The sequence below is a fragment of the Deinococcus phoenicis genome, from assembly GCF_000599865.1.
Classification (GTDB): domain Bacteria; phylum Deinococcota; class Deinococci; order Deinococcales; family Deinococcaceae; genus Deinococcus; species Deinococcus phoenicis.
This window is the reverse complement of the sequence record NZ_JHAC01000022.1, coordinates 1-20354: the sequence shown is the minus strand read 5'-3', so window position 1 is coordinate 20354 and position 20354 is coordinate 1. Positions and strand designations below refer to the sequence as shown.

At 66.9% G+C, this 20354-nt stretch carries 36 protein-coding genes and 1 pseudogene; 35 read left to right on the top strand and 2 right to left on the bottom strand.

The window, feature by feature from the left end; genetic code table 11:
* Window positions 1–67: 67 nt before the first annotated feature.
* From rpsJ to DEIPH_RS07025, 31 genes are all read left to right on the top strand, one after another.
* Window positions 68–391, top strand: a complete 324-nt coding sequence (gene rpsJ, locus DEIPH_RS07175; protein ID WP_010886955.1) for a 30S ribosomal protein S10 — start codon at window positions 68–70, stop codon at window positions 389–391.
* On the top strand, window positions 388–1011 hold the full coding sequence (gene rplC / locus DEIPH_RS07170) for a 50S ribosomal protein L3 (RefSeq protein ID WP_034356079.1): 624 nt from the start codon (window positions 388–390) through the stop codon (window positions 1009–1011). The genes rpsJ and rplC overlap by 4 nt, the downstream gene beginning before the upstream one ends.
* A gap of 1 nt (window position 1012) precedes the next feature.
* Window positions 1013–1630 (top strand): 50S ribosomal protein L4, encoded by a 618-nt coding sequence (gene rplD / locus DEIPH_RS07165; protein WP_034356075.1) that lies wholly within the window; start codon window positions 1013–1015, stop codon window positions 1628–1630.
* Window positions 1627–1914, top strand: a complete 288-nt coding sequence (locus tag DEIPH_RS07160; RefSeq protein WP_034356072.1) for a 50S ribosomal protein L23 — start codon at window positions 1627–1629, stop codon at window positions 1912–1914. Before rplD ends, DEIPH_RS07160 begins: the two co-directional genes overlap by 4 nt.
* Before the next feature lie 13 nt (window positions 1915–1927).
* A complete protein-coding gene (rplB, locus tag DEIPH_RS07155; RefSeq protein WP_034356069.1) occupies window positions 1928–2761 on the top strand; it encodes a 50S ribosomal protein L2 in 834 nt (277 codons plus the stop codon).
* A gap of 12 nt (window positions 2762–2773) precedes the next feature.
* Window positions 2774–3061: a 30S ribosomal protein S19 gene (rpsS, locus tag DEIPH_RS07150; RefSeq protein ID WP_034356066.1), complete on the top strand. Its 288-nt coding sequence runs from the start codon at window positions 2774–2776 to the stop codon at window positions 3059–3061.
* Complete coding sequence (gene rplV, locus DEIPH_RS07145) at window positions 3058–3498, top strand: 50S ribosomal protein L22 (RefSeq protein ID WP_081790834.1); 441 nt, start codon at window positions 3058–3060, stop codon at window positions 3496–3498. The genes rpsS and rplV overlap by 4 nt, the downstream gene beginning before the upstream one ends.
* A 3-nt stretch (window positions 3499–3501) precedes the next feature.
* On the top strand, window positions 3502–4245 hold the full coding sequence (rpsC, locus tag DEIPH_RS07140; RefSeq protein WP_034356062.1) for a 30S ribosomal protein S3: 744 nt from the start codon (window positions 3502–3504) through the stop codon (window positions 4243–4245).
* A complete protein-coding gene (rplP, locus tag DEIPH_RS07135; protein ID WP_034356060.1) occupies window positions 4245–4670 on the top strand; it encodes a 50S ribosomal protein L16 in 426 nt (141 codons plus the stop codon). The genes rpsC and rplP overlap by 1 nt, the downstream gene beginning before the upstream one ends.
* Window positions 4657–4860 (top strand): 50S ribosomal protein L29, encoded by a 204-nt coding sequence (rpmC, locus tag DEIPH_RS07130; protein ID WP_034356057.1) that lies wholly within the window; start codon window positions 4657–4659, stop codon window positions 4858–4860. Before rplP ends, rpmC begins: the two co-directional genes overlap by 14 nt.
* Window positions 4857–5141 (top strand): 30S ribosomal protein S17, encoded by a 285-nt coding sequence (rpsQ, locus tag DEIPH_RS07125; RefSeq protein ID WP_034356054.1) that lies wholly within the window; start codon window positions 4857–4859, stop codon window positions 5139–5141. The genes rpmC and rpsQ overlap by 4 nt, the downstream gene beginning before the upstream one ends.
* Window positions 5138–5542 carry a 50S ribosomal protein L14 gene (rplN, locus tag DEIPH_RS07120; RefSeq protein ID WP_012693995.1) on the top strand — a complete coding sequence of 135 codons (405 nt, stop codon included), beginning with the start codon at window positions 5138–5140 and terminating at the stop codon, window positions 5540–5542. The genes rpsQ and rplN overlap by 4 nt, the downstream gene beginning before the upstream one ends.
* On the top strand, window positions 5542–5889 hold the full coding sequence (rplX, locus tag DEIPH_RS07115; RefSeq protein ID WP_034356049.1) for a 50S ribosomal protein L24: 348 nt from the start codon (window positions 5542–5544) through the stop codon (window positions 5887–5889). Before rplN ends, rplX begins: the two co-directional genes overlap by 1 nt.
* 59 nt (window positions 5890–5948) lie before the next feature.
* Window positions 5949–6488, top strand: a complete 540-nt coding sequence (rplE, locus tag DEIPH_RS07110; RefSeq protein ID WP_034356047.1) for a 50S ribosomal protein L5 — start codon at window positions 5949–5951, stop codon at window positions 6486–6488.
* An 11-nt stretch (window positions 6489–6499) separates the two neighbouring features.
* The gene (locus tag DEIPH_RS07105; protein ID WP_034356044.1) at window positions 6500–6685 is read left to right on the top strand and encodes a type Z 30S ribosomal protein S14; all 186 of its coding nucleotides are present in this window, start codon (window positions 6500–6502) and stop codon (window positions 6683–6685) included.
* 185 nt (window positions 6686–6870) lie between these two features.
* On the top strand, window positions 6871–7272 hold the full coding sequence (rpsH, locus tag DEIPH_RS07100) for a 30S ribosomal protein S8 (RefSeq protein WP_034356041.1): 402 nt from the start codon (window positions 6871–6873) through the stop codon (window positions 7270–7272).
* Between the two features lie 86 nt (window positions 7273–7358).
* Complete coding sequence (gene rplF, locus DEIPH_RS07095; RefSeq protein ID WP_034356039.1) at window positions 7359–7916, top strand: 50S ribosomal protein L6; 558 nt, start codon at window positions 7359–7361, stop codon at window positions 7914–7916.
* Window positions 7916–8254, top strand: a complete 339-nt coding sequence (gene rplR / locus DEIPH_RS07090) for a 50S ribosomal protein L18 (protein WP_034356036.1) — start codon at window positions 7916–7918, stop codon at window positions 8252–8254. Before rplF ends, rplR begins: the two co-directional genes overlap by 1 nt.
* Complete coding sequence (gene rpsE, locus DEIPH_RS07085) at window positions 8244–8825, top strand: 30S ribosomal protein S5 (RefSeq protein ID WP_034356081.1); 582 nt, start codon at window positions 8244–8246, stop codon at window positions 8823–8825. Before rplR ends, rpsE begins: the two co-directional genes overlap by 11 nt.
* On the top strand, window positions 8822–9016 hold the full coding sequence (rpmD, locus tag DEIPH_RS07080) for a 50S ribosomal protein L30 (RefSeq protein WP_034356033.1): 195 nt from the start codon (window positions 8822–8824) through the stop codon (window positions 9014–9016). Before rpsE ends, rpmD begins: the two co-directional genes overlap by 4 nt.
* A complete protein-coding gene (rplO, locus tag DEIPH_RS07075) occupies window positions 9013–9477 on the top strand; it encodes a 50S ribosomal protein L15 (RefSeq protein ID WP_034356030.1) in 465 nt (154 codons plus the stop codon). The genes rpmD and rplO overlap by 4 nt, the downstream gene beginning before the upstream one ends.
* A 1-nt stretch (window position 9478) precedes the next feature.
* On the top strand, window positions 9479–10804 hold the full coding sequence (gene secY / locus DEIPH_RS07070) for a preprotein translocase subunit SecY (protein ID WP_034356029.1): 1326 nt from the start codon (window positions 9479–9481) through the stop codon (window positions 10802–10804).
* A 153-nt stretch (window positions 10805–10957) separates the two neighbouring features.
* On the top strand, window positions 10958–11551 hold the full coding sequence (locus DEIPH_RS07065) for an adenylate kinase (RefSeq protein ID WP_034356028.1): 594 nt from the start codon (window positions 10958–10960) through the stop codon (window positions 11549–11551).
* A gap of 128 nt (window positions 11552–11679) precedes the next feature.
* A complete protein-coding gene (infA, locus tag DEIPH_RS07060) occupies window positions 11680–11922 on the top strand; it encodes a translation initiation factor IF-1 (protein WP_019588656.1) in 243 nt (80 codons plus the stop codon).
* Between the two features lie 131 nt (window positions 11923–12053).
* Window positions 12054–12167, top strand: a complete 114-nt coding sequence (gene rpmJ, locus DEIPH_RS07055) for a 50S ribosomal protein L36 (protein WP_011530969.1) — start codon at window positions 12054–12056, stop codon at window positions 12165–12167.
* Window positions 12167–12547 (top strand): 30S ribosomal protein S13, encoded by a 381-nt coding sequence (gene rpsM, locus DEIPH_RS07050; RefSeq protein ID WP_034356019.1) that lies wholly within the window; start codon window positions 12167–12169, stop codon window positions 12545–12547. The genes rpmJ and rpsM overlap by 1 nt, the downstream gene beginning before the upstream one ends.
* Window positions 12548–12550: 3 nt before the next feature.
* Window positions 12551–12946, top strand: a complete 396-nt coding sequence (gene rpsK / locus DEIPH_RS07045; RefSeq protein WP_034356016.1) for a 30S ribosomal protein S11 — start codon at window positions 12551–12553, stop codon at window positions 12944–12946.
* A gap of 136 nt (window positions 12947–13082) precedes the next feature.
* The gene (rpsD, locus tag DEIPH_RS07040; protein WP_034356013.1) at window positions 13083–13703 is read left to right on the top strand and encodes a 30S ribosomal protein S4; all 621 of its coding nucleotides are present in this window, start codon (window positions 13083–13085) and stop codon (window positions 13701–13703) included.
* Between the two features lie 13 nt (window positions 13704–13716).
* Window positions 13717–14715 (top strand): DNA-directed RNA polymerase subunit alpha, encoded by a 999-nt coding sequence (locus DEIPH_RS07035; protein ID WP_034356010.1) that lies wholly within the window; start codon window positions 13717–13719, stop codon window positions 14713–14715.
* 62 nt (window positions 14716–14777) lie between these two features.
* Window positions 14778–15128 (top strand): 50S ribosomal protein L17, encoded by a 351-nt coding sequence (gene rplQ, locus DEIPH_RS07030; protein ID WP_034356007.1) that lies wholly within the window; start codon window positions 14778–14780, stop codon window positions 15126–15128.
* A gap of 157 nt (window positions 15129–15285) precedes the next feature.
* The gene (locus DEIPH_RS07025) at window positions 15286–15858 is read left to right on the top strand and encodes an RBBP9/YdeN family alpha/beta hydrolase (RefSeq protein WP_034356004.1); all 573 of its coding nucleotides are present in this window, start codon (window positions 15286–15288) and stop codon (window positions 15856–15858) included.
* Between the two features lie 67 nt (window positions 15859–15925).
* Here DEIPH_RS07025 and trxA read toward each other — a convergent pair whose 3' ends face one another.
* Window positions 15926–16261 carry a thioredoxin gene (gene trxA, locus DEIPH_RS07020; RefSeq protein WP_034356001.1) on the bottom strand — a complete coding sequence of 112 codons (336 nt, stop codon included), beginning with the start codon at window positions 16259–16261 and terminating at the stop codon, window positions 15926–15928.
* A 94-nt stretch (window positions 16262–16355) separates the two neighbouring features.
* On the opposite strand from trxA, the gene DEIPH_RS07015 reads away from it, so the two are divergent.
* The 4 genes from DEIPH_RS07015 to DEIPH_RS07000 all read left to right on the top strand — a co-directional run bounded on the left by DEIPH_RS07015 (window position 16356) and on the right by DEIPH_RS07000 (window position 19697).
* Complete coding sequence (locus tag DEIPH_RS07015; RefSeq protein WP_034355999.1) at window positions 16356–16715, top strand: DUF309 domain-containing protein; 360 nt, start codon at window positions 16356–16358, stop codon at window positions 16713–16715.
* Window positions 16716–16788: 73 nt separating this feature from the next.
* Window positions 16789–17388, top strand: coding sequence for a LabA-like NYN domain-containing protein (locus tag DEIPH_RS07010; protein ID WP_034355996.1), 600 nt, complete (start codon window positions 16789–16791; stop codon window positions 17386–17388).
* A complete protein-coding gene (plsX, locus tag DEIPH_RS07005; RefSeq protein WP_034355993.1) occupies window positions 17378–18421 on the top strand; it encodes a phosphate acyltransferase PlsX in 1044 nt (347 codons plus the stop codon). The genes DEIPH_RS07010 and plsX overlap by 11 nt, the downstream gene beginning before the upstream one ends.
* Window positions 18422–18515: 94 nt before the next feature.
* On the top strand, window positions 18516–19697 hold the full coding sequence (locus tag DEIPH_RS07000) for a mechanosensitive ion channel family protein (RefSeq protein WP_034355990.1): 1182 nt from the start codon (window positions 18516–18518) through the stop codon (window positions 19695–19697).
* Window positions 19698–19700: 3 nt separating this feature from the next.
* Here the strand turns inward: DEIPH_RS07000 and DEIPH_RS06995 are convergent.
* Window positions 19701–20354: pseudogene (locus tag DEIPH_RS06995) on the bottom strand (ATP-dependent zinc metalloprotease FtsH); the annotation flags it as partial.

The window sequence follows — 20354 nt, the reverse complement described above, 5'->3', positions numbered from 1 at the left end:
TCGCCATCCGCGAAGGTGGCCGCACCGTCGGCGCGGGCGTCGTTACCAAGGTCCTGGAGTAAAGCAAATGGTTGCCCCGAAGATCCGTATCAAACTGCGTGGCTTTGACCACAAGGCGCTGGACCAGTCCGCGAGCAAGATCGTGGACACGGTCCGGCGCACCGGGGCGGACGTGAGCGGTCCTGTGCCGCTCCCCACCCGCATCCGCCGCTTCACCGTGCTGCGCTCGCCCTTCAAGTACAAGGACAGCCGCGAGCACTTCGAGATCCGCACCCACAACCGTCTGGTGGACATCATGAACCCCACCAAGAAGACGATCGATTCGCTGATGACCCTCGACCTGCCCACCGGCGTGGACATCGAGATCAAGACCGTCGGGGGCCGCGCATGACCAAGGGCATCCTCGGTACCAAGATCGGCATGACCCAGATCTGGAAGGGCGACCGCGCCATTCCCGTGACGGTCGTGCTGGCTGGCCCGTGCCCCGTCGTGCAGCGCAAGACCACGCTGACCGACGGCTATGAGGCCGTGCAGATCGGCTTCGCGCCCAAGAGCGAGAAGCGCGTGAACAAGCCCGCGATGGGCCACTTCAAGAAGGCGGGCGTCTCGCCCGTGCGCTTCCTGCGCGAGTTCCGCGGCTTCAACCCCGACGGCGACACCGTGAACGTGGACATTTTCGCCGAGGGCGAGAAGATCGACGCGACCGGCACCAGCAAGGGCAAGGGCTTCCAGGGCGTCATGAAGCGCTGGAACTTCGCCGGTGGTCCCGCGAGCCACGGCTCCAAGAAGTGGCACCGCCGCCCCGGCTCCATCGGCCAGCGCAAGACGCCCGGCCGGGTGTACAAGGGCAAGAAGATGGCCGGTCACATGGGCATGGACCGCGTGACCGTGCAGAACCTCGAAGTGGTCGAGGTGCGTGCTGACGAGAACATCATCCTCGTGAAGGGCGCGGTGCCCGGCGCGAACGGTGGTCTCGTGGTGCTGCGTCAGGCCGCCAAGGGAGGCAAGTAAGATGGCGCAGATCAACGTCATCGGCAAGAACGGCGGCCGCAGCATCGAGCTCGACCTGCCGGAAGTGAACCCGCACGTGCTGCACGAGGTCGTCACCTGGCAGCTGGCCGGACGCCGCCGCGGCACCGCCAGCACCAAGACGCGCGCCCAGGTCAGCAAGACGGGTAAGAAGATGTACGGCCAGAAGGGCACCGGTAACGCCCGCCACGGCGACCGCAGCGTTCCCACCTTCGTGGGCGGCGGCGTCGCGTTCGGTCCCAAGCCCCGCAGCTACAGCTACACCCTGCCCCGCAAGGTGCGTCAGCTCGGCCTGGCGATGGCCCTCGCGGACCGTCAGGAAATGGGCAAGCTGCTCGCGGTGGACGGCTTCGACCTCGACGGCAAGACCAAGAGCTTTGTCGCCTGGGCCGGACAGAACGGTCTGGACGGCTCCGAGCGCGTGCTGATCGTCACCGACGACGAGCAGACCCGCCGTGCGGCACGCAACGTCGCCTGGGCCACCGTCATGCCCGTCGCGGGCCTGAATGCCTACGACATCCTGCGCCACGAGCGCCTGGTAATCGACGCGGTCGCGCTGGAACCCGCTCAGGATGAAGTTGCCGAAGGAGCTTCGCTGTGAGCCACTACGACATCATCAAGCAGCCCGTGATCAGCGAGAAGGCGTACGCGGGCATGGAGCGCGGCGTGTACTCGTTCTGGGTCAGCCCCAAGGCGACCAAGACCGAGATCAAGGCCGCCGTGCAGAGTGCCTTCGGCGTGACCGTGGTCGGCATCAGCACCATGAACGTGACCGGCAAGCGCAAGCGCGTGGGCAAGTTCATCGGCCACCGTGCGGACCGCAAAAAGGCCATCGTGCGTCTCGCGGACGGTCAGAAGATCGAGGCCCTCGAGGCCCTGGCCTAAGGAGATTTGAGACATGGCCATCAAGAAATACCGTCCGTACACCCCCAGCCGCCGTCAGATGACGACCGCTGACTTCTCGGGCCTCACCAAGAAGCGTCCCGAGAAGGCGCTGACCACCGCGCTGCCCAAGTCCGGTGGCCGCAACAACCGGGGCCGCATCACCAGCCGCTTTATCGGCGGTGGCCACAAGCGCCTCTACCGCATCATCGACTTCAAGCGCCGCGACAAGGCCAACGTGCCCGCCAAGGTCGCCGCGGTCGAGTACGACCCCAACCGCAGCGCCCGCATCGCCCTGCTGCACTACGCCGACGGCGAGAAGCGGTACATCCTGGCGCCCGAAGGGCTGAACGTCGGCGCGACTGTGAACGCTGGCCCCGAGGCCGAACCCAAGCTCGGCAACGCGCTGCCCCTGCGCTTCGTGCCCGTCGGTGCGGTGGTCCACGCCGTGGAACTCGTGCCCGGTAAGGGCGCTCAGATCGCCCGCAGCGCCGGCACCAGCATTCAGGTGCAGGGCAAGGAAAGCGACTACGTGATCCTGCGCCTGCCCAGCGGCGAGCTGCGCCGCATCCACAGCGAGTGCTACGCCACCATCGGCACCGTGGGCAACGCCGAGCACAAGAACATCGTGCTGGGCAAGGCCGGCCGCAGCCGCTGGCTCGGCCAGAAGCCGCACCAGCGCGGCAGCGCCATGAACCCTGTGGATCACCCCCACGGCGGTGGTGAAGGCCGCACCGGCGCAGGCCGCGTGCCCGTCAGCCCCTGGGGTCAGCCCTCCAAGGGCCTCAAGACCCGCAAGAAGCGCAAGATCAGCGACCGCTTCATCGTCACCCGCCGCGGCGGGAAGTAAGGAGGGTAGGACATGCCCCGCAGCCTCAAGAAAGGCCCGTTCGTGGATGACCACCTCCTGAAGAAGGTGGACGCCCAGAACGAGCGCAAGGACAAGCGCGTCATCAAGACCTGGTCGCGCCGCAGCACCATCGTGCCCGAGATGATCGGCCACACCATTGCCGTCCACAACGGCAAGCAGCACGTGCCGGTCTTCGTGAACGAGCAGATGATCGGCCACAAGCTCGGCGAGTTCTCGCCCACCCGCGCGTATCGCGGGCACGGTGCGGACAAGAACGCCAAGGGGAGCAAGAAGAAATGACCGCCCCCACCTCCAACCCTGCCGGTACGGAACAGACCTACCGCAACAAGAAGCAGCGCAAGCAGCAGCAGAAGCTGCGCCGCCCCGGCTACGCCGTCGCCAAGTACGTGCGCATGTCGCCCCGCAAGGTGCGCCTGGTCGTGGACGTGATTCGCGGCAAGAGCGTCGCCGAGGCCGAGGACCTGCTGCGCTTCATCCCCAAGAGCGCGTCGGAACCCGTCGCCAAGGTGCTCAAGAGCGCCAAGAGCAACGCGGTCAACAACGACGAGATGCTCGAAGACCGTCTGGTCATCAAGGCGGCCTACGTGGACGCCGGCCCGACCCTCAAGCGCCTGATTCCCCGCGCCCGCGGCAGTGCCAACATCATCAAGAAGCGCACCAGCCACATCACGATCATCGTGGGCGAGCGCGAGAGCCTCAACAGGAAGGGAAGCTAAGCTATGGGCAACAAGATCAACCCCAACGGCTTCCGCCTGGGCATCACCAAGGGCTGGAACAGCCGCTGGTACGCCGGCAAGAAGCAGTACGCCACGCTGCTCAAGGAAGACGAGAAGATCCGCCGTCTGGTGGGCAAGAAGCTGGCCGCCGCCGGCATCGCCCGCATCGAGATCGAGCGCGCGGGCCAGCAGGTCAACGTGATCATCTCCGCCGCCAAGCCCGGCATCGTGATCGGCAAGGGCGGCGAGAGCATCAAGCAGCTGCGCGGTGACATCGAGCGCCTCGTCAGCGCGGGCACGGTGGCCGTGAACGTCGCCGAGATTCCCAACCCCAACATCAGCGCGCCCCTGGTGGCCCTGCGGATCGCCGAGCAGATCGAGCGCCGCTTCGCCTTCCGCCGCGCGATGAAGCAGGCCGCCCAGCGCGTGATGGAGTCCGGCGCCCGCGGCGTCAAGATCATCCTGTCGGGCCGTCTGGGCGGGGCCGAGCAGGCCCGCACGGAAAAGGTGCTGGAAGGCCGCGTGCCGCTCCACACCCTGCGCGCCGACATCGACTACGGCACCGCGCTGGCCCGCACGACCTACGGCATCCTGGGCATCAAGGTGCTGGTGTTCAACGGTGAAGTGATCGGTGGCCGCACCGAGACGCTGGCCCGCCCGCCCCGCCGCGATGACCGCCGCCCCGAGGGTGGCGACCGTCCCAACCGCCGTCGCCCCAGCGCGCGGCGCCGTCCCGGAGGTGAGTGATGCTTCTTCCGAAGCGCACCAAGTACCGCAAGCAGTTCCGTGGCCGCATGACCGGCGACGCCAAGGGCGGCGACTACGTCGCGTTCGGCGACTACGGTCTGATTGCGCTGGAACCCGCCTGGATTCGCAGCAACCAGATCGAGGCGTGCCGCATCGTGATGAGCCGCCACTTCCGCCGCGGCGGCAAGATCTACATCCGCATCTTCCCCGACAAGCCCGTCACCAAGAAGCCCGCCGAAACCCGAATGGGTAAGGGCAAGGGGGCCGTCGAGTACTGGGTCAGCGTCGTGAAGCCGGGCCGCGTGATGTTCGAGGTGTCCGGCGTGACCGAGGAGCAGGCCAAGGAAGCCTTCCGCCTGGCCGGTCACAAGCTGCCCATCCAGACCAAGATGGTCAAGCGCGAGGTGTACGATGAAGCCCAGTGAGATGCGCAACCTGGGGGCCGCCGACTTCGCCCGCGAGATCGACGCCCGCAAGAAGGAACTGATGGAGCTGCGCTTCCAGGGTGCGATGGGCCAGCTGGCCCAGCCCCACCGTGTCAAGCAGCTCAAGCGTGAAGTGGCGCAGCTGAACACCATTCGTGGCGAGCAGCAGCGCGCGGGAGAGCAGAAATGAAGAAGACCTTCACGGGTGTCGTGGTGAGCGACAAGGCCGACAAGACCGTCAGCGTCAAGGTCGAGCGCCGCTTCATGCACCCCCTGTACGGCAAGGTCGTGACCCGCAGCCAGAAGTACGCGGCCCACGACGAGACCAACGAGTTTAGAATCGGTGACCGCGTCGAGATCATCGCCGTGCGCCCGATCAGCAAGACCAAGACCTGGAAGGTCACCAAGCTGATCGAGCGCCCGCGCGGCATCGAGACCACGGCGGTCGAGACGGAAGGCGGCCAAGCATGATCATGCCCCAGTCCCGCCTCGACGTGGCGGACAACAGCGGCGCGCGCGAGATCATGTGTATCCGCGTGCTGAACAGCGGTATCGGCGGCAAGGGCCTCACCACGGGTGGCGGCGGTAACAAGCGTTACGCCCACGTGGGCGACATCATCGTCGCCAGCGTCAAGGACGCCGCACCCCGCGGCGCCGTGAAGGCCGGTGACGTGGTCAAGGCCGTGGTCGTGCGCACCAGCCACGCCATCAAGCGTGCCGACGGCAGCACCATCCGCTTCGACAAGAACGCCGCCGTCATCATCAACAACCAGGGCGAGCCTCGCGGCACGCGCGTCTTCGGGCCGGTCGCCCGCGAGCTGCGCGACCGCCGCTTCATGAAGATCGTGTCCCTGGCCCCGGAGGTGCTGTAATGCCCCGTCCCAGCGCCGGAAGCCATCACAACGACAAGTTGCACGTCAAGAAGGGTGACACCGTCATCGTGCTGCGCGGCAAGCACAAGGGCGCGACCGGCAAGGTCCTGCTCGCGCTGCCCCGCGACGCGAAGGTGGTCGTCGAGGGCGTGAACATGGTCACCAAGCACGTCAAGCCCAGCGCCACCAACCCCAGCGGCGGCATGGAGCAGCGCGAAGGTGCCCTGCACGCCAGCAAGGTGTCCCTGGTCGACCCCGAGACCGGCAAGGCCACCCGCATCCGCAAGGCGATCGTGGACGGCAAGAAGGTCCGCGTCGCGGTCGCCAGCGGCAAAGTCATCGACTGATTCAGGGCCACGCCCCCGCGCGTGATCCCGGGCGACCCGCCCGCCCGAAGAGAGGCAACATGCAGACGCTCAAAGCGAAGTACAACGAGCAGGTGCGCCCCGCGCTGATGCAGCAGTTCGGCTACTCCAGCGTGATGGCTGTGCCCCGCATCGAGAAGATCGTGATCAACGAGGGCCTGGGTTCCGCCAAGGAAGACAGCAAGGCCATCGACAAGGCGGCCAAGGAACTCGGCCTGATCACCCTTCAGAAGCCCATCGTCACCAAGGCCAAGAAGAGCATCAGCAACTTCAAGCTCCGGCAGGGCATGCCCGTCGGCGTGAAGGTCACGCTGCGCAACGAGCGCATGTACGTGTTCCTGGAGAAGCTGATCAACATCGGCCTACCCCGCATCCGCGATTTCCGTGGGATCAACCCCAACGCCTTTGATGGCCGTGGCAACTACAACCTCGGCATCAAGGAGCAGCTGATCTTCCCGGAGATCACCTATGATATGGTCGACAAGGTGCGCGGGATGGACATCACCATCGTGACCACCGCGAAGACCGACGAGGAAGCCCGCGCGCTGCTCCAGGCGATGGGTCTTCCGTTCCGCAAATAAGGACAGACCTCATGGCGAATACCTCTAAAGTTGTGAAGGCGGAGCGCGGGCACAAGTTTGCCGTGCAGAACTACAACCGCTGCTCCCGCTGTGGCCGTGCACGCGGCTACTACCGCTTCTTCGGCATGTGCCGCATCTGCATCCGCGAGCTGGCACACAAGGGCGAACTACCCGGCATGAAGAAGGCCAGCTGGTAAGGCCCACCCGGATACGAACCGCTCCCTTTTGAGTGGTGATCGTCCGGGACTGGGAGAAGGACCCAACAGAAGAAGTGCCTGTCCAGCGCCCAAGCAGGCAGGACCACATTCTTTGGGAAGACTCGGGGAGCCATCAGACAGGTGGCTTCCCACCCGCCCGGGGCTTTCAGGCCCCCGGAGGCATCATGCTGAGTGATCCCATCGCCGACATGCTCACGCGCATTCGCAACGCGACGCGCACCCACAAAGAGAGCGTCGACATCCCGGCCTCCAACTTCAAGGAGCAGCTTGCCCGCCTGCTCGTGCAGGAAGGCTACGTCGCCTCCGTCGAACGCACCCGCCCCGAGGGCCAGAAGTTCGACGTGCTGCGCGTGACCCTCAAGTACGGCCAGAAGCGCGAGCAGGTGATCAAGCACATCGAGCGCATCAGCCGTCCTGGCCGCCGCGCCTACGTGAGTGCCGAGAACCTCCCCCGCATTCAGCGCGGACTGGGCCTGGCGGTCGTCTCGACCAGCAAGGGCCTGCTTCCCGACCGTGAAGCCCGCAAGCAGGGCGTCGGCGGCGAAGTCGTCTGCGTGCTCTGGTAACGGCGGCGCTTGCGCCCGAGCGGAGCGAGTAATCCGTAACGGCGAGGGGCCGTCCCCGAGCCAAAGACTTCAACGAAGGAGACGACATGTCCCGCATCGGTAAACAACCCATCGCCGTGCCCAGCGGCGTGACCGTGAACGCCGACAACGGTGTCTTCAAGGTCAAGGGTCCCAAGGGGGAACTCACTGTTCCCTACAACCCCGCCCTGAATATCACGAACGAAAACGGGCAGCTGCTCGTGACGCGCCCCAGCGACCGCCAGGAACACCGTGCGCTGCACGGCCTAACCCGCACGCTGGTCGCCAACGCCGTCAAGGGCGTCAGCGACGGTTTCACCATCAACCTCGAATTGCGCGGCGTCGGTTACCGCGCCAAGCTGACCGGCAAGAACCTCGAAATGACCATCGGCTACAGCCACCCGGTCATCATCGAGCCGCCCGCCGGCGTGACCTTCACGGTGCCTGAACCCACCAAGATCGACGTGTCGGGCATCGATAAGCAGCTCGTCGGCCAGGTCGCCGCGAATGTGCGCAAGGTCCGCAAGCCCGACGCCTACCACGGCAAGGGTGTGCGCTTCGTCGGGGAGCAGATTGCCCTCAAGGCTGGTAAGGCTGGAGCCACGGGCGGGAAAGGGAAGAAGTAATGGCGAACCTCACCACCGTCCGCCGCAAGCTGCGCGCCCGCCGCAAGGTCCGCGTGGCTGCCGGGGAGCGCCCCCGCCTCAGCGTGTTCCGCTCCAGCAAGCACATCTACGCCCAGATCATTGACGACGCTTCCGGCACCACGCTGGCTGCGGCCAGCAGCAGCGCCGTCAAGACGGGCACCAAGACCGACACCGCCGCCGCGGTCGGCAAGGCCCTGGCCGAAGCCGCCGCCGCCAAGGGCGTCAAGCAGGTCGTATTCGACCGCGGCCAGTACAAGTACCACGGCCGGGTCAAAGCGCTCGCGGATGCGGCGCGGGAGGGTGGCCTTGACTTTTAACCGTCGGAATGACCGCGAGCGCGAGACCAGCGAATTCGAAGAGAAGATGCTGTTCGTCAACCGCACGTCCAAGACCTATCAGGGTGGTCGCCGCTTCCGCTTCGCCGCGCTCGTGATTCTGGGTGACCGCAACGGTCGCGTCGGGATGGGCATCGGCAAGGCCAAGGAAGTGCCGGTCGCGATTGAAAAGGCCAAGGCCATCGCGCGCAAGAACATGATCCACGTGCCCGTCGAGAACGGCACCATTCCCCACGACATCGTTGGTGAGAACAGCACCAGCCGCGTGCTGCTCAAGCCTGCCGGCCCGGGTACCGGCGTGATCGCGGGCACCGTGCCCCGCAGCATCGCCGAACTGGCCGGGATCACCAACCTGCTGTCCAAGGAACTGGGCAGCCGCAACAAGGTCAACGTCGCCTACGCGGTGTTCGATGGCCTGAAAAACCTCCGCACCGCCAAGCAGGTCCGCGCGATTCGCGGGACCGACGTGCAGCCCCGCGTGGCTCAGACGGCCGCAGGCGCCATGTCCGCGACCACTGAGGCCGGTGCGGCCCAGGCAGGAGGTGCCCTGTGACCCCCACGACCACTGGCACGACCGTCAAGGTGACCCTCAAGCGCAGCGTGATCGGTCGCCCCAAGAACCAGGTGGAGACCGTCAAGGCGCTCGGCCTGAAAAAAATCGGCGACAGCCGTGAACTGACAGACACGCCCGCCACGCGCGGGATGATCAAGACCGTCGAGCATCTGGTGGAGGTGGAAGCGTGAAGCTCCACGAATTGACCCCCGCACCCGGCAGCCGCAAGCCCAAGAAGCGCGTCGGCCGTGGCCCCGGCGGCACCGACAAGACCGCCGGTCGCGGCCACAAGGGCCAGAAGTCGCGCAGCGGCGCGGGCAAAGGCTCCTTCTTCGAGGGTGGCCGCAGCACGCTGATCAGCCGCCTGCCCAAGCGCGGGTTCAACAACGTCGGCACGACCTACGAGGTCATCAACCTCGCTCAGCTGGCGAATGTCGAGGGCGACACCCTGGACCGTGCGGCGCTGGAACTCGCGGGCCTGGTGCGCCGCAAGAACCGCCCCGTGAAGCTGCTGGGCCGGGGTGAAGTGACCCGTGCGGTGACCGTCCATGTGGACGCCGCCAGCGAGGCCGCCGTCAGGGCCGTGGAAGCGGCCGGTGGGCGCGTCGTCCTGCCCGCAGCCAGCAGCGAAAACGCCGAGCAGGCGGGCTAACATGCTGCGCGCCTTCCGCGACGCGTTCCGGATCCCGGACCTTCGGCGGAAGATTGTCTTCACCCTGCTGCTCCTCGCCGTGTTCCGCCTCGGAAGCACCATTCCGACGCCCGGCGTGAACACGGCAGCACTCCAACAGGCCACCTCGGGTGGCCTCTTTGGGTTGATCAGCCTGATCTCGGGCGGCAATCTTTCGCAGTTCTCGATCTTCGCGCTGGGCGTGCTGCCGTACATCACGGCCAGCATCGTGATCCAGCTGCTCACCACCACCGTCCCCGCGCTGGAGAAACTCAGCAAGGAGGGCGAGGAGGGCCGCAAGAAGATCAACCAGTACACCCGCTACGCCGCCGTCGGCCTCGGCGCGGCGCAGGCCTTGTTCTTCTCGCTGTACATCACCAGCAATCCCGCCTTCGTGGCGGTGGGCTGGGACCCCGGCATCTTCACCGTTCTGGTGATGGTGCTGACGCAGGTCGCGGGCATCGCCTTCACCATGTGGATCGGCGAGCGCATCACCGAGGTCGGCGTGGGCAACGGCATCAGCCTGATCATCACGGCGGGCATCATCGCGAGCTACCCGCGCGAGATTGCCGCGACCGGTCAGCTGTTCCGCACCGATCAGGTGTCGCTGCTCCAGATCGTCGCGTTTGCGGCCGTGATTCTCCTGACCATCGCCGGGATCGTGTACGTGTACCAGGGCGAGCGGCGCGTGCCCGTCACCTACGCCCGTGCGCGCGGCGGTGCCCCTGGTGGCGCCGCCCGCAGCCTGGGCGGCCAGGCCACCTGGCTGCCGATCAAGGTGAACCAGGCAGGCGTGATTCCGGTGATCTTCGCCAGCGCCATGCTGATCATTCCCAACCTGATCGCCAGCGCCACCACGACCCGTGCGCCCGGGGTGAACGCCTTTATCCAGACCTACCTGACGGCGGGTAGCCCCTGGTACATCCTGCTGGAAGCTGTGCTGATCTTCGGGTTCACGTACCTGTACAACAGCGTACAGTTCGACCCCAAGCGCATCAGCGAGCAGCTGCGCGAGGCGGGCGGTTTCATTCCCGGTGTCCGTCCGGGAACGCCGACTTCCGAGTTCCTGGGCGGTATCAGTGGCCGCCTGAGCCTATGGGGCGCGATCTTCCTGGTGGTCCTGACGGTCGTTCCGCAGGTCGTGCAGCGGGTGACCGGCATCACGACCTTCCAGTTCAGCGGCACCGGCCTGCTGATCATCGTGGGCGTGGCCCTGGAAACCCTGAAGCAGCTCGAGGCGCAGCTGACTGTGCGCCGCTACGACGGCTTTATCAGCAAGGGCCGTATTCGTGGCCGCCTGAACGGCTGAAGCTCCTTCTGGCTGTGGCCGCTCACCCGCGTGGTGGGCGGTTTTTTCTGTGGTTCCACCCGGGGCCGCGTCACCCCAGAGGGGACAGGGCTGGGCAGGAACGCGCCTCTCTGCGCGCCGGGCCTCTATGCTGTACACCTTAGAGGAGGCAGAATGACTCAACCCAGAAACAAGGTCGTGATTTTCCTCGGCCCGCCCGGCGCGGGCAAGGGCACCCAGGCCGAGCGCCTCGCCCGCGAGCAGAACCTGACCAAGATCAGCACCGGGGACATTCTGCGCGATCACGTCTCGCGCGGAACGGAACTGGGCCAGCAAGTCAAGCCCATTCTCGATGCGGGCCAGCTGGTGCCCGACCCCATCCTGATCGCGCTGATCCGGGACCGCCTCGCCGGCATGGAGCCGGTGCGCGTGATCTTCGACGGCTTTCCGCGCACCTGTGCCCAGGCCGAGGCGCTCGATATGCTGCTTGAAGAACTCGGCGCGCCCGTCAGCGCCGTGCCGCTGCTGGAAGTGCCCGACGAGACCCTGATCGAGCGCATCGTGGAACGGGGGCGGCAGGCGGCCTTGCACGGTGAGCCGGTGCGCAGCGACGATACCGAGCAGGTCGCCCGGAGGCGCCAGCAGGTCTACCGGGAGCAGACCCAGCCCCTCATCGACTATTACGGCGCGCGCGGCCACCTGCGGCACGTAGACGGCGTGGGGGCGATGGACGAGGTGTACGGCCGCATCACGCAGACCATGCGCTGAGCAGACCGGGAAGTGAGGGGGGGCCGGGCCATCAGGGCTGCTTGGCCCCCCTTGCCGTCCAGTGGGGTGACGTGCTAACTTTTCCTTTGGCTTGTATCAAGCCTGGAGGTTGCGTGGCGAGACGAAAAATGCCGGAACAGCGGGAAAAGCGTAAGAAGGAAGAGTCCGATACCGTGCGGGCCGAGGGCGTGGTCGAAGAGGCGCTGCCGAACACCACGTTCCGCGTGAAGCTCGACACCGGGCACGACATTCTGGCGTACATCAGTGGCAAGATGCGGATTCACTACATCCGGATTCTGCCCGGGGACCGCGTGGTTCTGGAGATCAGCCCGTACGACACTTCGCGCGGGCGCATCGTCTACCGCAAGTAACGTCCGGGCGCAGGTACCCAACAGATTCCCCGCATGCAGAAGCGGGCCGGGGGGTCGAGCGCTGCCGGGCGCATGGTCACTGTTCAGGTGAGTAGGGCGGACCGTGACGTGAGGCGGCGCGAGGAGGAAGCATGAAAGTTCGCAGCAGTGTCAAGAGAATGTGCGACAACTGCAAGGTGATCCGCCGCCACGGGCGCGTGCTGGTCATCTGCACCAACGTCAAGCACAAGCAGAGGCAGGGCTAATGGCGCGCGTTGCCGGCGTCGACCTTCCGCGCGAGAAGCGCGTTGAAATCGCCCTGACCTACATCTACGGGATCGGCCTGACCCGCTCCAAGGAAGTGCTCGCGCAGACCGGGATCAGCCCCGATACCCGCGTGAAGAACCTCAGCGAGGCCGAACAGTCCACCCTCCGCGACGCCATCGAGAAGACCTACAAGGTCGAAGGTGACCTGCGCAGCGAGGTTGGCCAGAACATCAAGCGTCTGATGGACATCGGCGCGTACCGGGGCCTGCGTCACCGCCGTGGCCTGCCCGTGCGTGGCCAGCGCACCAAGACGAACGCCCGCACCCGCAAGGGGCCGCGCAAGACCGTCGCTGGCAAGAAGAAAGCGACGAGGAAGTAAGCCATGGCGAAACCCACCAAAGGCAAGGCTCCGCGCCGCGCCCGCCGCAACATCAGCGCGGGCCGCGCGTACGTGCACGCGAGCTACAACAACACCATCGTGACCATCACCGACCTCGACGGCAACAGCGTCGCCTGGTCGAGCGGCGGCACCATCGGTTATAAGGGCAGCAAGAAGGGCACGCCCTACGCGGCCCAGCTCGCCGCTGCCGACGCCGTGAAGAAGGCGCAGCAGACCTTCGGCATGAACATCGTGGACGTGATTGTGCGCGGCACCGGTTCGGGCCGTGAGCAGGCGATCCGCGCCATTCAGGCCAGCGGCATCGAAGTGAAGTCCATCATGGACGACAGCCCCGTGCCCCACAACGGCTGCCGCCCCAAGAAGAAGTTCCGCGCCTAGAGCGCCGCAGCGGCCCACCTGCCCCGTTTCCGCCCCACTCTTGTGTGGGAAAGCCGCCACCACCGGCGAGGAAGCGGGCACCAGAGGGCCGCAGACCCGGTGACCTGCCCGGCAGGCACCGCAAGGAGAGTCAAACATGGGTCGTTTCCGTGGTTCCATTACCAAGCTCAGCCGCCGCGAAGGCATCAACCTCGCGGAGACTGAAAAAGTCCAGAAGTACCTCGACAAGCGTCCCTACGCGCCCGGCCAGCACGGCCAGCGCCGGGGCCGTGGCCGTCCCAGCGACTACAGCGTGCGTCTGCGCGAAAAGCAGAAGCTCGCCCGCCTGTACGGCATGAACGAGAAGCAGTTTCGCAACCTCTTTGAAGAAGCCGCGAACGTGCCCGGCGTGACCGGCACGGTGTTCCTGCAACTGCTGGAGCGCCGGCTCGACAACGTCGTGTTCCGCATGGGCTTTGCCAGCACCCGCCGCCAGGCCCGCCAGTTTGTGGGTCACGGGCACGTGCTGGTGAACGGCAAGAAGGTGGACATCGCGTCCTACCGCGTCAAGATCGGTGACCAGATCAGCGTCAGCGACAAGAGCCGCCAGATGGGCTTTATCCAGGAGAACATGGAAGCGCAGAAGCGCCGCCGCACCAGCCCCTGGATCGAATTGAACCCCGATACCTTTACCGGCACCTTCGTGCGCCTCCCCGCGCGCGAGGATCTGGCCCTGCCGATCAACGAGAACTTCATCATCGAGTATTACTCGCGTTAATACGGAGGCCCCAGTGGATCAAAAGCGCCCTCAACTCAAGGCCCGCGTCGACGGAGATTACGGCGAGTTCGTGCTCGAACCGCTCACGCGCGGCTACGGCGTCACCATCGGGAACCCCATCCGGCGCATCCTGATGTCCTCGATCCCCGGCACGGCCGTGACGAGCGTGTACATCGAAGATGTCCTGCACGAGTTTTCCACCATCCCCGGCGTCAAGGAAGACGTCATCCGGCTGATCCTGAACCTCAAGGAACTCGTGGTGAAATTCCACGCGCCCGGCCCCAAGACCCTGACCCTGCGCGCGCAGGGCGAGGGCGAAGTCAAGGCCAGCGCCTTTGAGGTGCCCAGCGACGCCGAGATCGTCAACCCGGACCTGACCATCGCCACCCTCGCGGAGGACGGCAAGCTGGTCATGGAGGTGCGCGTGGAGGAAGGCGAAGGGTACGTCCCCGCCGACAAGCACGCCACCAAGGACCGCATCAACTCCATTCCGGTGGACGCTGTCTTTTCCCCGGTGCGCCGCGTGGCCTACCACGTGGAGAACACCCGTGTGGGTCAGCAGACCGACCTGGATCGCCTGATCCTGCGTGTCTGGACGGACGGCAGCACCGGTCCGCAGGAAACGCTCGACAAGGCGGTCGAGATTCTGCGTGACGAGCTGACCGTGTTCGGGAACGTCGAGACGCTGCCGATGGTCGCCCCCGAGGTGCAGCAGCCCGTGTACACCCCCGCCGCGCCCGCCGCGAACGTGTACGACCTGCCGCGCCAGCCGGAACTCAGCATTAACCCCCAGCCGTACCCCGCCGATCACGACACGCCCCGCGTGACGCTGGAGGGCCTGGGCCTCACGACCCGCGTGCTGCACTCCCTCAAGGAGGAAGGCATCGATTCCGTGGACGCCCTGTGCGCGCTGTCCGACCGTGACCTGAAGAAGGTGCCCGGCATCGGCGAGCGTTCTCTCGACGAGATCAAGCAGCAGCTTGCCCAGTTCGGCCTGGCCCTGCGCGACTAAACCCCGCGCGATTAACTTTCCGGGCGGCCTCACCGCCGCCTGCTTCCCCAAGGAGACTTCCCATGCGTCACGGTAAAGCCGGTCGCAAGCTCAACCGCAACAGCAGCGCCCGCGTCGCCCTGGCCCGTGCCCAGGCGACCGCCCTGCTGCGCGAGGGCCGCATCCAGACGACCCTCACGAAGGCCAAGGAGCTGCGCCCCTACGTCGAGAAGCTGATCACCACCGCCAAGGGTGGCGATCTGCACGCCCGCCGCCTCGTCGCCCGCGACATCCACGACATTGCCGTGGTCCGCAAGGTGATGGACGAGGTGGCCCCCAAGTACGCCGACCGTCCCGGTGGCTACACCCGCATCCTGCGCGTGGGCACCCGCCGCGGCGACGGCGTCACGATGGCATTGATCGAACTGGTGTAAAGCCAGTAGGCAAGAAAGCTCCCCGCTTCGGCGGGGGTTTTCTATTTGGCCCGCGCCACCACGATCAACTCGCCATCCCCCTTGAGCCAGGACGGGCCCGAGGGCAAGACGGTGAGGTCGGCAGGGGGCAGGGGCGGAAAGCTGCTACCTTCCCCCCATGACCCCCACCCTCGTGATCGTGCCCGGCCTGGGTGATAGCGGCCCGGACCACTGGCAGACCCTCTGGGAGCAGAAGTTCGGCGCGGCGCGCGTGCGGCAGGATGACCCCAGTGCCCCGGCGCCCGAAAGCTGGGCCGCGCGGCTTCAGGAGGTGATCGAGGCCACGCCCGGCGAACTGGTGCTGGCCGGACATTCCTGCGGCGTGCTGAATATCGTTCACTGGGCGCGGCTCTACGGTGGGCATGAGCGGGTCAGGGGGGCGCTGCTCGTCGGCCCGACCGACGCCGACTGCCCGGAAATGGCGGAGCTGGCTCCCCCCGTGCTGCTCATGGCCCCGGTTCCCATGCAGCCCCTGCCCTTTCCAGCCCTGGTGGTCGCCAGCGAGGACGACCCCTACGTGACCTTTGAGCGGGCGCAGGCGATGGCCGACGCCTGGGAAGCCGAGTTCGTCACGGCGGGCGCGGCGGGTCACATCAACGCGGCCAGCGGCCACGGTGCATGGCCTGACGGCGAAGTGCTGCTCTCGGAGGCGCTGCATGCCTGGACACCGCCGGAGATCACGCGCTTCTGACGCGCCGAAGAAGGGCCGCCTCCTTGCGGAAAGCGGCCCCTTTGGTTTGACCTTCAGTCGGGGAGGTTCAGTTGCTGGCTGCGGGCGTGGCCGCGTACTTGTCGAGCAGCGCCTCGAAAGCGCGCTTGGGCTGCGCGCCGACCATGCCCTCGACCGGCTGGCCGTCCTTGAAGAGGATCATGGTGGGAATGCTCATCACGCGGTACTGCCCGGAAACGCTGGGGTTGTCGTCCACGTTGAGTTTGGCGACCTTCACGCGGCCCTCGTACTGCCCGGCGAGTTCTTCGATGACCGGCGCGATGATGCGGCACGGCCCGCACCAGGGTGCCCAGAAGTCCACCAGCGTCAGGCCCTGGCTCGTCTCGGTCTGGAAATTGCTGTCCGTCAGTTCCACAGGCTTCATGCCCGGAGTATACCCCCGGGGGGCATCGGCGGATATGCGGCAGATGGACGGAGGCTAACGCGCCTTTCATCCCCGCCGGCGGTACCCTGCCGTCATGCCGAGTGAGCTGCCGAGTGTTCTGCCGGAGGAGTTGCGGACAGGGGCAGCCCTGTTCGGTGCGGGCGAGTGGTGGGAAGCGCACGAGGCGTGGGAGACGCCCTGGAGCCGCGCGACCGGCGACGACCGGCACTTCATCCAGGCGCTGATCCTGCTGGCCGCCGCACTGCACAAACGCTGGCACCACGGCAGCGTCACGCACCGCAACTACCACAAGGCCGCGCGGTACCTGGACCTGTTGCCCGCCGAATACGCGGGGGTGGACCTGGCCCGGTTGCGGTCGGAGGTCTGGGCGGCGCTGCATGATCCGGCGCTGCGGCCCCGGCTGCTCGCCGCGCATGAAGAGGGGGTGGATTGAGGCGGCTGGCTGGCCCCCGTATTCTGGAGAGGTCTGCCGGTCACCTGCTGACCGGCGCTGAAAGGCCGGAACCATGACAGAACGCATCGCACTTTTTATTGACGGAGCCAACGTCTACGCGGCAGCCAAGCGGCTCGGTTGGAATTTCGACCACCGCAAGATCCTGGAACACTTCCAGAGCTATGGGACGCTCCACAACGCCTTTTACTACACGGCGGTGCCGCCCCAGGTGGACGATAAGCAGAAACGCTTCATCGACGCGCTGACCTACATGGGCTACACGGTCCGCACCCGGCCCCTGCGCGAAAGCACCGACGAACACGGTGACACCCACCGCCGCGCCAGCCTCGACATCGAGATCGTGACCGACCTGCTGACCACCACGGACCGCTTCGATACCGCCGTGCTGCTGACCGGCGACGGAGACTTCGAGCGGCCCGTGGAGGTGCTGCGGGCGCGGGGCAAGCGGGTCATCGTGGCGAGCATTCCCGAGATGACCAGCTACGAACTCCGGAACGCTGCCGACGAATACGTGGACCTGGGCGCTCTGCGCGAACAGGTCGAGCGGCCCGGCTACCGGCTGCCCAGTGAGCAGCGGGGCAGTGAGCCGCGCGGCGCGGACAGCCGCCCGTTCTACGTGACGGCCCCCCTCACGGACGCCGATGAGCGCTGAACCGTCCGTTCCGGCGGTGCCCCACACCACCCTGCCCATCGCGCTTGACGCGGCCAGCGGGGATCACGGGGCCGCGCCGAACGTGGAGGGGGCGGTGCAGGCCGCCCGCGCCGGTGTGCCGGTGCTGCTGGTGGGGCCGCGCGTGGCCCTGCACGCCGAACTCGGCAAGCACGCCGGAAGCGCCAGCCTGCCCCTGACGGTGGTGGACGCCCCCGACGTGATCGGCATGGATGAGCACGCCAGCGACGTGCGCAGCCGCACCGGGGCCAGTATCAACGTCTGCACCCGGCTGGTGAAGGAGGGCCAGGCCGCCGCCGCCGTCAGCATGGGCCACAGTGGCGCGACGATGGCCTCGGCGCTGCTGACCCTGGGGCGCGTGAAGGGCGTGGACCGCCCCGCCATCCTGACGCACCTGCCCAGCAAAAAGGGCTTTGTCACGCTGCTTGACGTGGGCGCGAACGCCGACGTGAAGCCGCCGTACCTGGCACAGTGGGCGCGGCTCGCCACCGTCTACCTGCGGGTCGTGGAGGACCGCCAGGACCCCACGGTCGGCCTGCTGTCCATCGGTGAGGAGGATCACAAGGGCAGCCAGCTCGTGCTGGAGGCGCACGCCCTGCTGCGTGAGCTGGACGGGCACGGCATCCGCTTTCACGGCAATGTCGAGGGCCGCGACATCTTCCAGGGCACCACCGACATCGTCGTGACCGACGGCTTTACCGGCAACGTGGTCCTGAAGCTCGCGGAGGGCGAGGCGAAGGTGCTGTTCGGCTGGGTGCGCGACGCGCTGGGCGGCAGCCTCCAGACCAAACTGGGGGGGCTGCTGGTGCGCGGAGCGTTGCGGGGCCTGGCCGAACGGATGGACCCCAGCACCTACGGGGCCAGCATCCTGCTGGGTGTGCGCGGGCTGGCCTTTATCGGTCACGGCAGCGCCGATGCCCGCGCCGTCAAGAATGCCCTGTTGCGGGCCTCGCGCGCCCACGAGGCGAACCTGATCGCGCGGCTGGAAGCGGCGCTGGCGCCCCAGGGCGGCTGATTGGGGCGCGGCCCCCTCCTCGCCCCCGCTGCCGCCCGGTGGGGGGTCCCCGTTTTGTCGTGCCTTCCTCATGGCCTCATGAGAGGCTGAGGGCATGCTGGACGAACTGACCTTTCAACTGCAAAAGCCCCAGGTCTGGCTGGGCCTGGCCCTCACCCTGCTGGTGGCCTACGCCCTGTACCGCTTTGGCCGGACGCTGCTGCGCGCGCTGGAACCCCATGTGCGCGGCCCGCTGATGACCGGCCTGAAGTGGCTGTGGCTGCTGGTCGTGGCGGTGTCCTGGCTGGCCGTGGCGACCCACATCGCTTACCTGCCCAGCGTCCCCGTCCTGTTCGATCTGGGCCAGGACATCGAGAACGGCTTTCGCAACAGTGCCGGACAGGTGCTGGTGATCCTGGCGCTGGCGCTGATCGCCTGGAACCTGATCAGCAGCCTGAGTGGCCGGATCGTGGCGGAGGAGGAGTTCAACCGCCGGACGGTGCGGGTGCAGACCCTCAAGGGCGTGGTCGAAAGCACGCTGAAGGTCGTGGTGGTGATTATCGGGCTGATCGCGGGCCTCCAGGCGCTCGGCGTGAACGCGACCAGCCTGCTGGCGGGCGTGTCGGTGCTGGGCCTGGCGGTGGGTTTCGGCGCGCAGAGCCTGATCAAGGACGTGTTTACCGGCTTTTTCATCCTGCTCGAAGACCAGTACGGCGTCGGGGACGTGATCACCGTGAACACCGGGCAGCTCAGCGGCAACGTGGAGCGCCTCAACCTGCGCCTGACCGCCCTGCGTGCGCTGGACGGCACCGTCCACATCATCCCCAACGGCCAGATTCAGACCGTCAGCGTGAGCAGCAAGGACTGGTCGCGCGTGGTCGCCACAGTGAACGTGACCTACGCGGCCAATATCAACGACGCCTTGCGGGTGCTGGAGGCCGTCAGCAACGAGATTTACGCCGACCCCGAATGGCAGGGCTTCTTTCTCGACAAGCCCGAGATGCAGGGCGTGACCCAGCTCGCCCCGGACGCCGTGACCCTGCGGGCGCTGTTCAAGGTGCAGCCCAAGAGCCAGTACGCCATGGGGCGCGAGTTCAACCGCCGCATCAAGATCGCCATGGATCAGGCCGGGATCGAGATTCCCTTCCCGCAGCGCTCGCTGAACTTCGGCGGGTCCCCCATCGAGATCAGGCTGACCCGCGAGGACGGGGGCCAGGACCCACGCGACACCCAGGACCGCACCCGGCCGCCCGTGCCGCCCAGCCTGACCCGTGACGCCGAGGAAGAGGAGGTCTAGCCTTCAGGCGGGCAGGGGAGAGGGCGCCGGGCCAGCCGGGCCTTCCTCCAGCGTGCCTCCGGCCAGCAGGGTGGAGAACTCCTCGCCGCTGAGGGTTTCCCGGCGCATCAGGACGGTCACGACCTCGTGGACGCGGTGCAGGTGGTCCTCAATCAGCGCGAGGACGCGTGCATAGGCGGCGTCGATCAGGGCGCGCACTTCCTCATCGACCGCGAAGGCGGTGGCCTCGCTCATGGGCAGGGGCTGCGGGCCGCCGCCCAGGAAGTTTCCCTCGTCGGTGGCCAGCGCGACCTTGCCGATCCGGCCCGACATGCCCCACTCGGTCACCATGCGCCGCGCGAGCGAGGTGGCCTGCTGAAAGTCGTTCTGTGCGCCGGTCGTGACCTCGCCGTACACGACCTCCTCGGCGGCGCGGCCCGCCAGCGCTACCGCGATCATGTCCTCCAGGGCCGGGCGCGTGACATGCAGGCGGTCGTCGGCGTCGGGCATCATGAAGCCGGCGGCCCGTCCGCGCGGCACGACCGTCAGTTTCGCGACCCGGTTGGCGTGCGGCAGGAGTTGGGCGGCGAGGGCGTGGCCGACCTCGTGGTAGGCAGTGACCTTGCGGTCGGCTTCCCGCACCACCAGCGAGCGGCGTTCGGGTCCCATCAACACCCG

What these genes read in the sequence shown, in the direction of transcription:
- rpsJ (WP_010886955.1), top strand. Translation starts at nt 68, where the DNA reads ATGGTTGCCCCGAAGATCCGTATCAAACTGCGTGGCTTTGACCACAAG.
- rplC (WP_034356079.1), top strand. Translation starts at nt 388, where the DNA reads ATGACCAAGGGCATCCTCGGTACCAAGATCGGCATGACCCAGATCTGG.
- rplD (WP_034356075.1), top strand. Translation starts at nt 1,013, where the DNA reads ATGGCGCAGATCAACGTCATCGGCAAGAACGGCGGCCGCAGCATCGAG.
- rplB (WP_034356069.1), top strand. Translation starts at nt 1,928, where the DNA reads ATGGCCATCAAGAAATACCGTCCGTACACCCCCAGCCGCCGTCAGATG.
- rpsS (WP_034356066.1), top strand. Translation starts at nt 2,774, where the DNA reads ATGCCCCGCAGCCTCAAGAAAGGCCCGTTCGTGGATGACCACCTCCTG.
- rplV (WP_081790834.1), top strand. Translation starts at nt 3,058, where the DNA reads ATGACCGCCCCCACCTCCAACCCTGCCGGTACGGAACAGACCTACCGC.
- rpsC (WP_034356062.1), top strand. Translation starts at nt 3,502, where the DNA reads ATGGGCAACAAGATCAACCCCAACGGCTTCCGCCTGGGCATCACCAAG.
- rplP (WP_034356060.1), top strand. Translation starts at nt 4,245, where the DNA reads ATGCTTCTTCCGAAGCGCACCAAGTACCGCAAGCAGTTCCGTGGCCGC.
- rpmC (WP_034356057.1), top strand. Translation starts at nt 4,657, where the DNA reads ATGAAGCCCAGTGAGATGCGCAACCTGGGGGCCGCCGACTTCGCCCGC.
- rpsQ (WP_034356054.1), top strand. Translation starts at nt 4,857, where the DNA reads ATGAAGAAGACCTTCACGGGTGTCGTGGTGAGCGACAAGGCCGACAAG.
- rplN (WP_012693995.1), top strand. Translation starts at nt 5,138, where the DNA reads ATGATCATGCCCCAGTCCCGCCTCGACGTGGCGGACAACAGCGGCGCG.
- rplX (WP_034356049.1), top strand. Translation starts at nt 5,542, where the DNA reads ATGCCCCGTCCCAGCGCCGGAAGCCATCACAACGACAAGTTGCACGTC.
- rplE (WP_034356047.1), top strand. Translation starts at nt 5,949, where the DNA reads ATGCAGACGCTCAAAGCGAAGTACAACGAGCAGGTGCGCCCCGCGCTG.
- DEIPH_RS07105 (WP_034356044.1), top strand. Translation starts at nt 6,500, where the DNA reads ATGGCGAATACCTCTAAAGTTGTGAAGGCGGAGCGCGGGCACAAGTTT.
- rpsH (WP_034356041.1), top strand. Translation starts at nt 6,871, where the DNA reads ATGCTGAGTGATCCCATCGCCGACATGCTCACGCGCATTCGCAACGCG.
- rplF (WP_034356039.1), top strand. Translation starts at nt 7,359, where the DNA reads ATGTCCCGCATCGGTAAACAACCCATCGCCGTGCCCAGCGGCGTGACC.
- rplR (WP_034356036.1), top strand. Translation starts at nt 7,916, where the DNA reads ATGGCGAACCTCACCACCGTCCGCCGCAAGCTGCGCGCCCGCCGCAAG.
- secY (WP_034356029.1), top strand. Translation starts at nt 9,479, where the DNA reads ATGCTGCGCGCCTTCCGCGACGCGTTCCGGATCCCGGACCTTCGGCGG.
- DEIPH_RS07065 (WP_034356028.1), top strand. Translation starts at nt 10,958, where the DNA reads ATGACTCAACCCAGAAACAAGGTCGTGATTTTCCTCGGCCCGCCCGGC.
- infA (WP_019588656.1), top strand. Translation starts at nt 11,680, where the DNA reads ATGCCGGAACAGCGGGAAAAGCGTAAGAAGGAAGAGTCCGATACCGTG.
- rpmJ (WP_011530969.1), top strand. Translation starts at nt 12,054, where the DNA reads ATGAAAGTTCGCAGCAGTGTCAAGAGAATGTGCGACAACTGCAAGGTG.
- rpsM (WP_034356019.1), top strand. Translation starts at nt 12,167, where the DNA reads ATGGCGCGCGTTGCCGGCGTCGACCTTCCGCGCGAGAAGCGCGTTGAA.
- rpsK (WP_034356016.1), top strand. Translation starts at nt 12,551, where the DNA reads ATGGCGAAACCCACCAAAGGCAAGGCTCCGCGCCGCGCCCGCCGCAAC.
- rpsD (WP_034356013.1), top strand. Translation starts at nt 13,083, where the DNA reads ATGGGTCGTTTCCGTGGTTCCATTACCAAGCTCAGCCGCCGCGAAGGC.
- rplQ (WP_034356007.1), top strand. Translation starts at nt 14,778, where the DNA reads ATGCGTCACGGTAAAGCCGGTCGCAAGCTCAACCGCAACAGCAGCGCC.
- DEIPH_RS07025 (WP_034356004.1), top strand. Translation starts at nt 15,286, where the DNA reads ATGACCCCCACCCTCGTGATCGTGCCCGGCCTGGGTGATAGCGGCCCG.
- trxA (WP_034356001.1), bottom strand. Translation starts at nt 16,261, where the DNA reads ATGAAGCCTGTGGAACTGACGGACAGCAATTTCCAGACCGAGACGAGC.
- DEIPH_RS07015 (WP_034355999.1), top strand. Translation starts at nt 16,356, where the DNA reads ATGCCGAGTGAGCTGCCGAGTGTTCTGCCGGAGGAGTTGCGGACAGGG.
- DEIPH_RS07010 (WP_034355996.1), top strand. Translation starts at nt 16,789, where the DNA reads ATGACAGAACGCATCGCACTTTTTATTGACGGAGCCAACGTCTACGCG.
- plsX (WP_034355993.1), top strand. Translation starts at nt 17,378, where the DNA reads ATGAGCGCTGAACCGTCCGTTCCGGCGGTGCCCCACACCACCCTGCCC.
- DEIPH_RS07000 (WP_034355990.1), top strand. Translation starts at nt 18,516, where the DNA reads ATGCTGGACGAACTGACCTTTCAACTGCAAAAGCCCCAGGTCTGGCTG.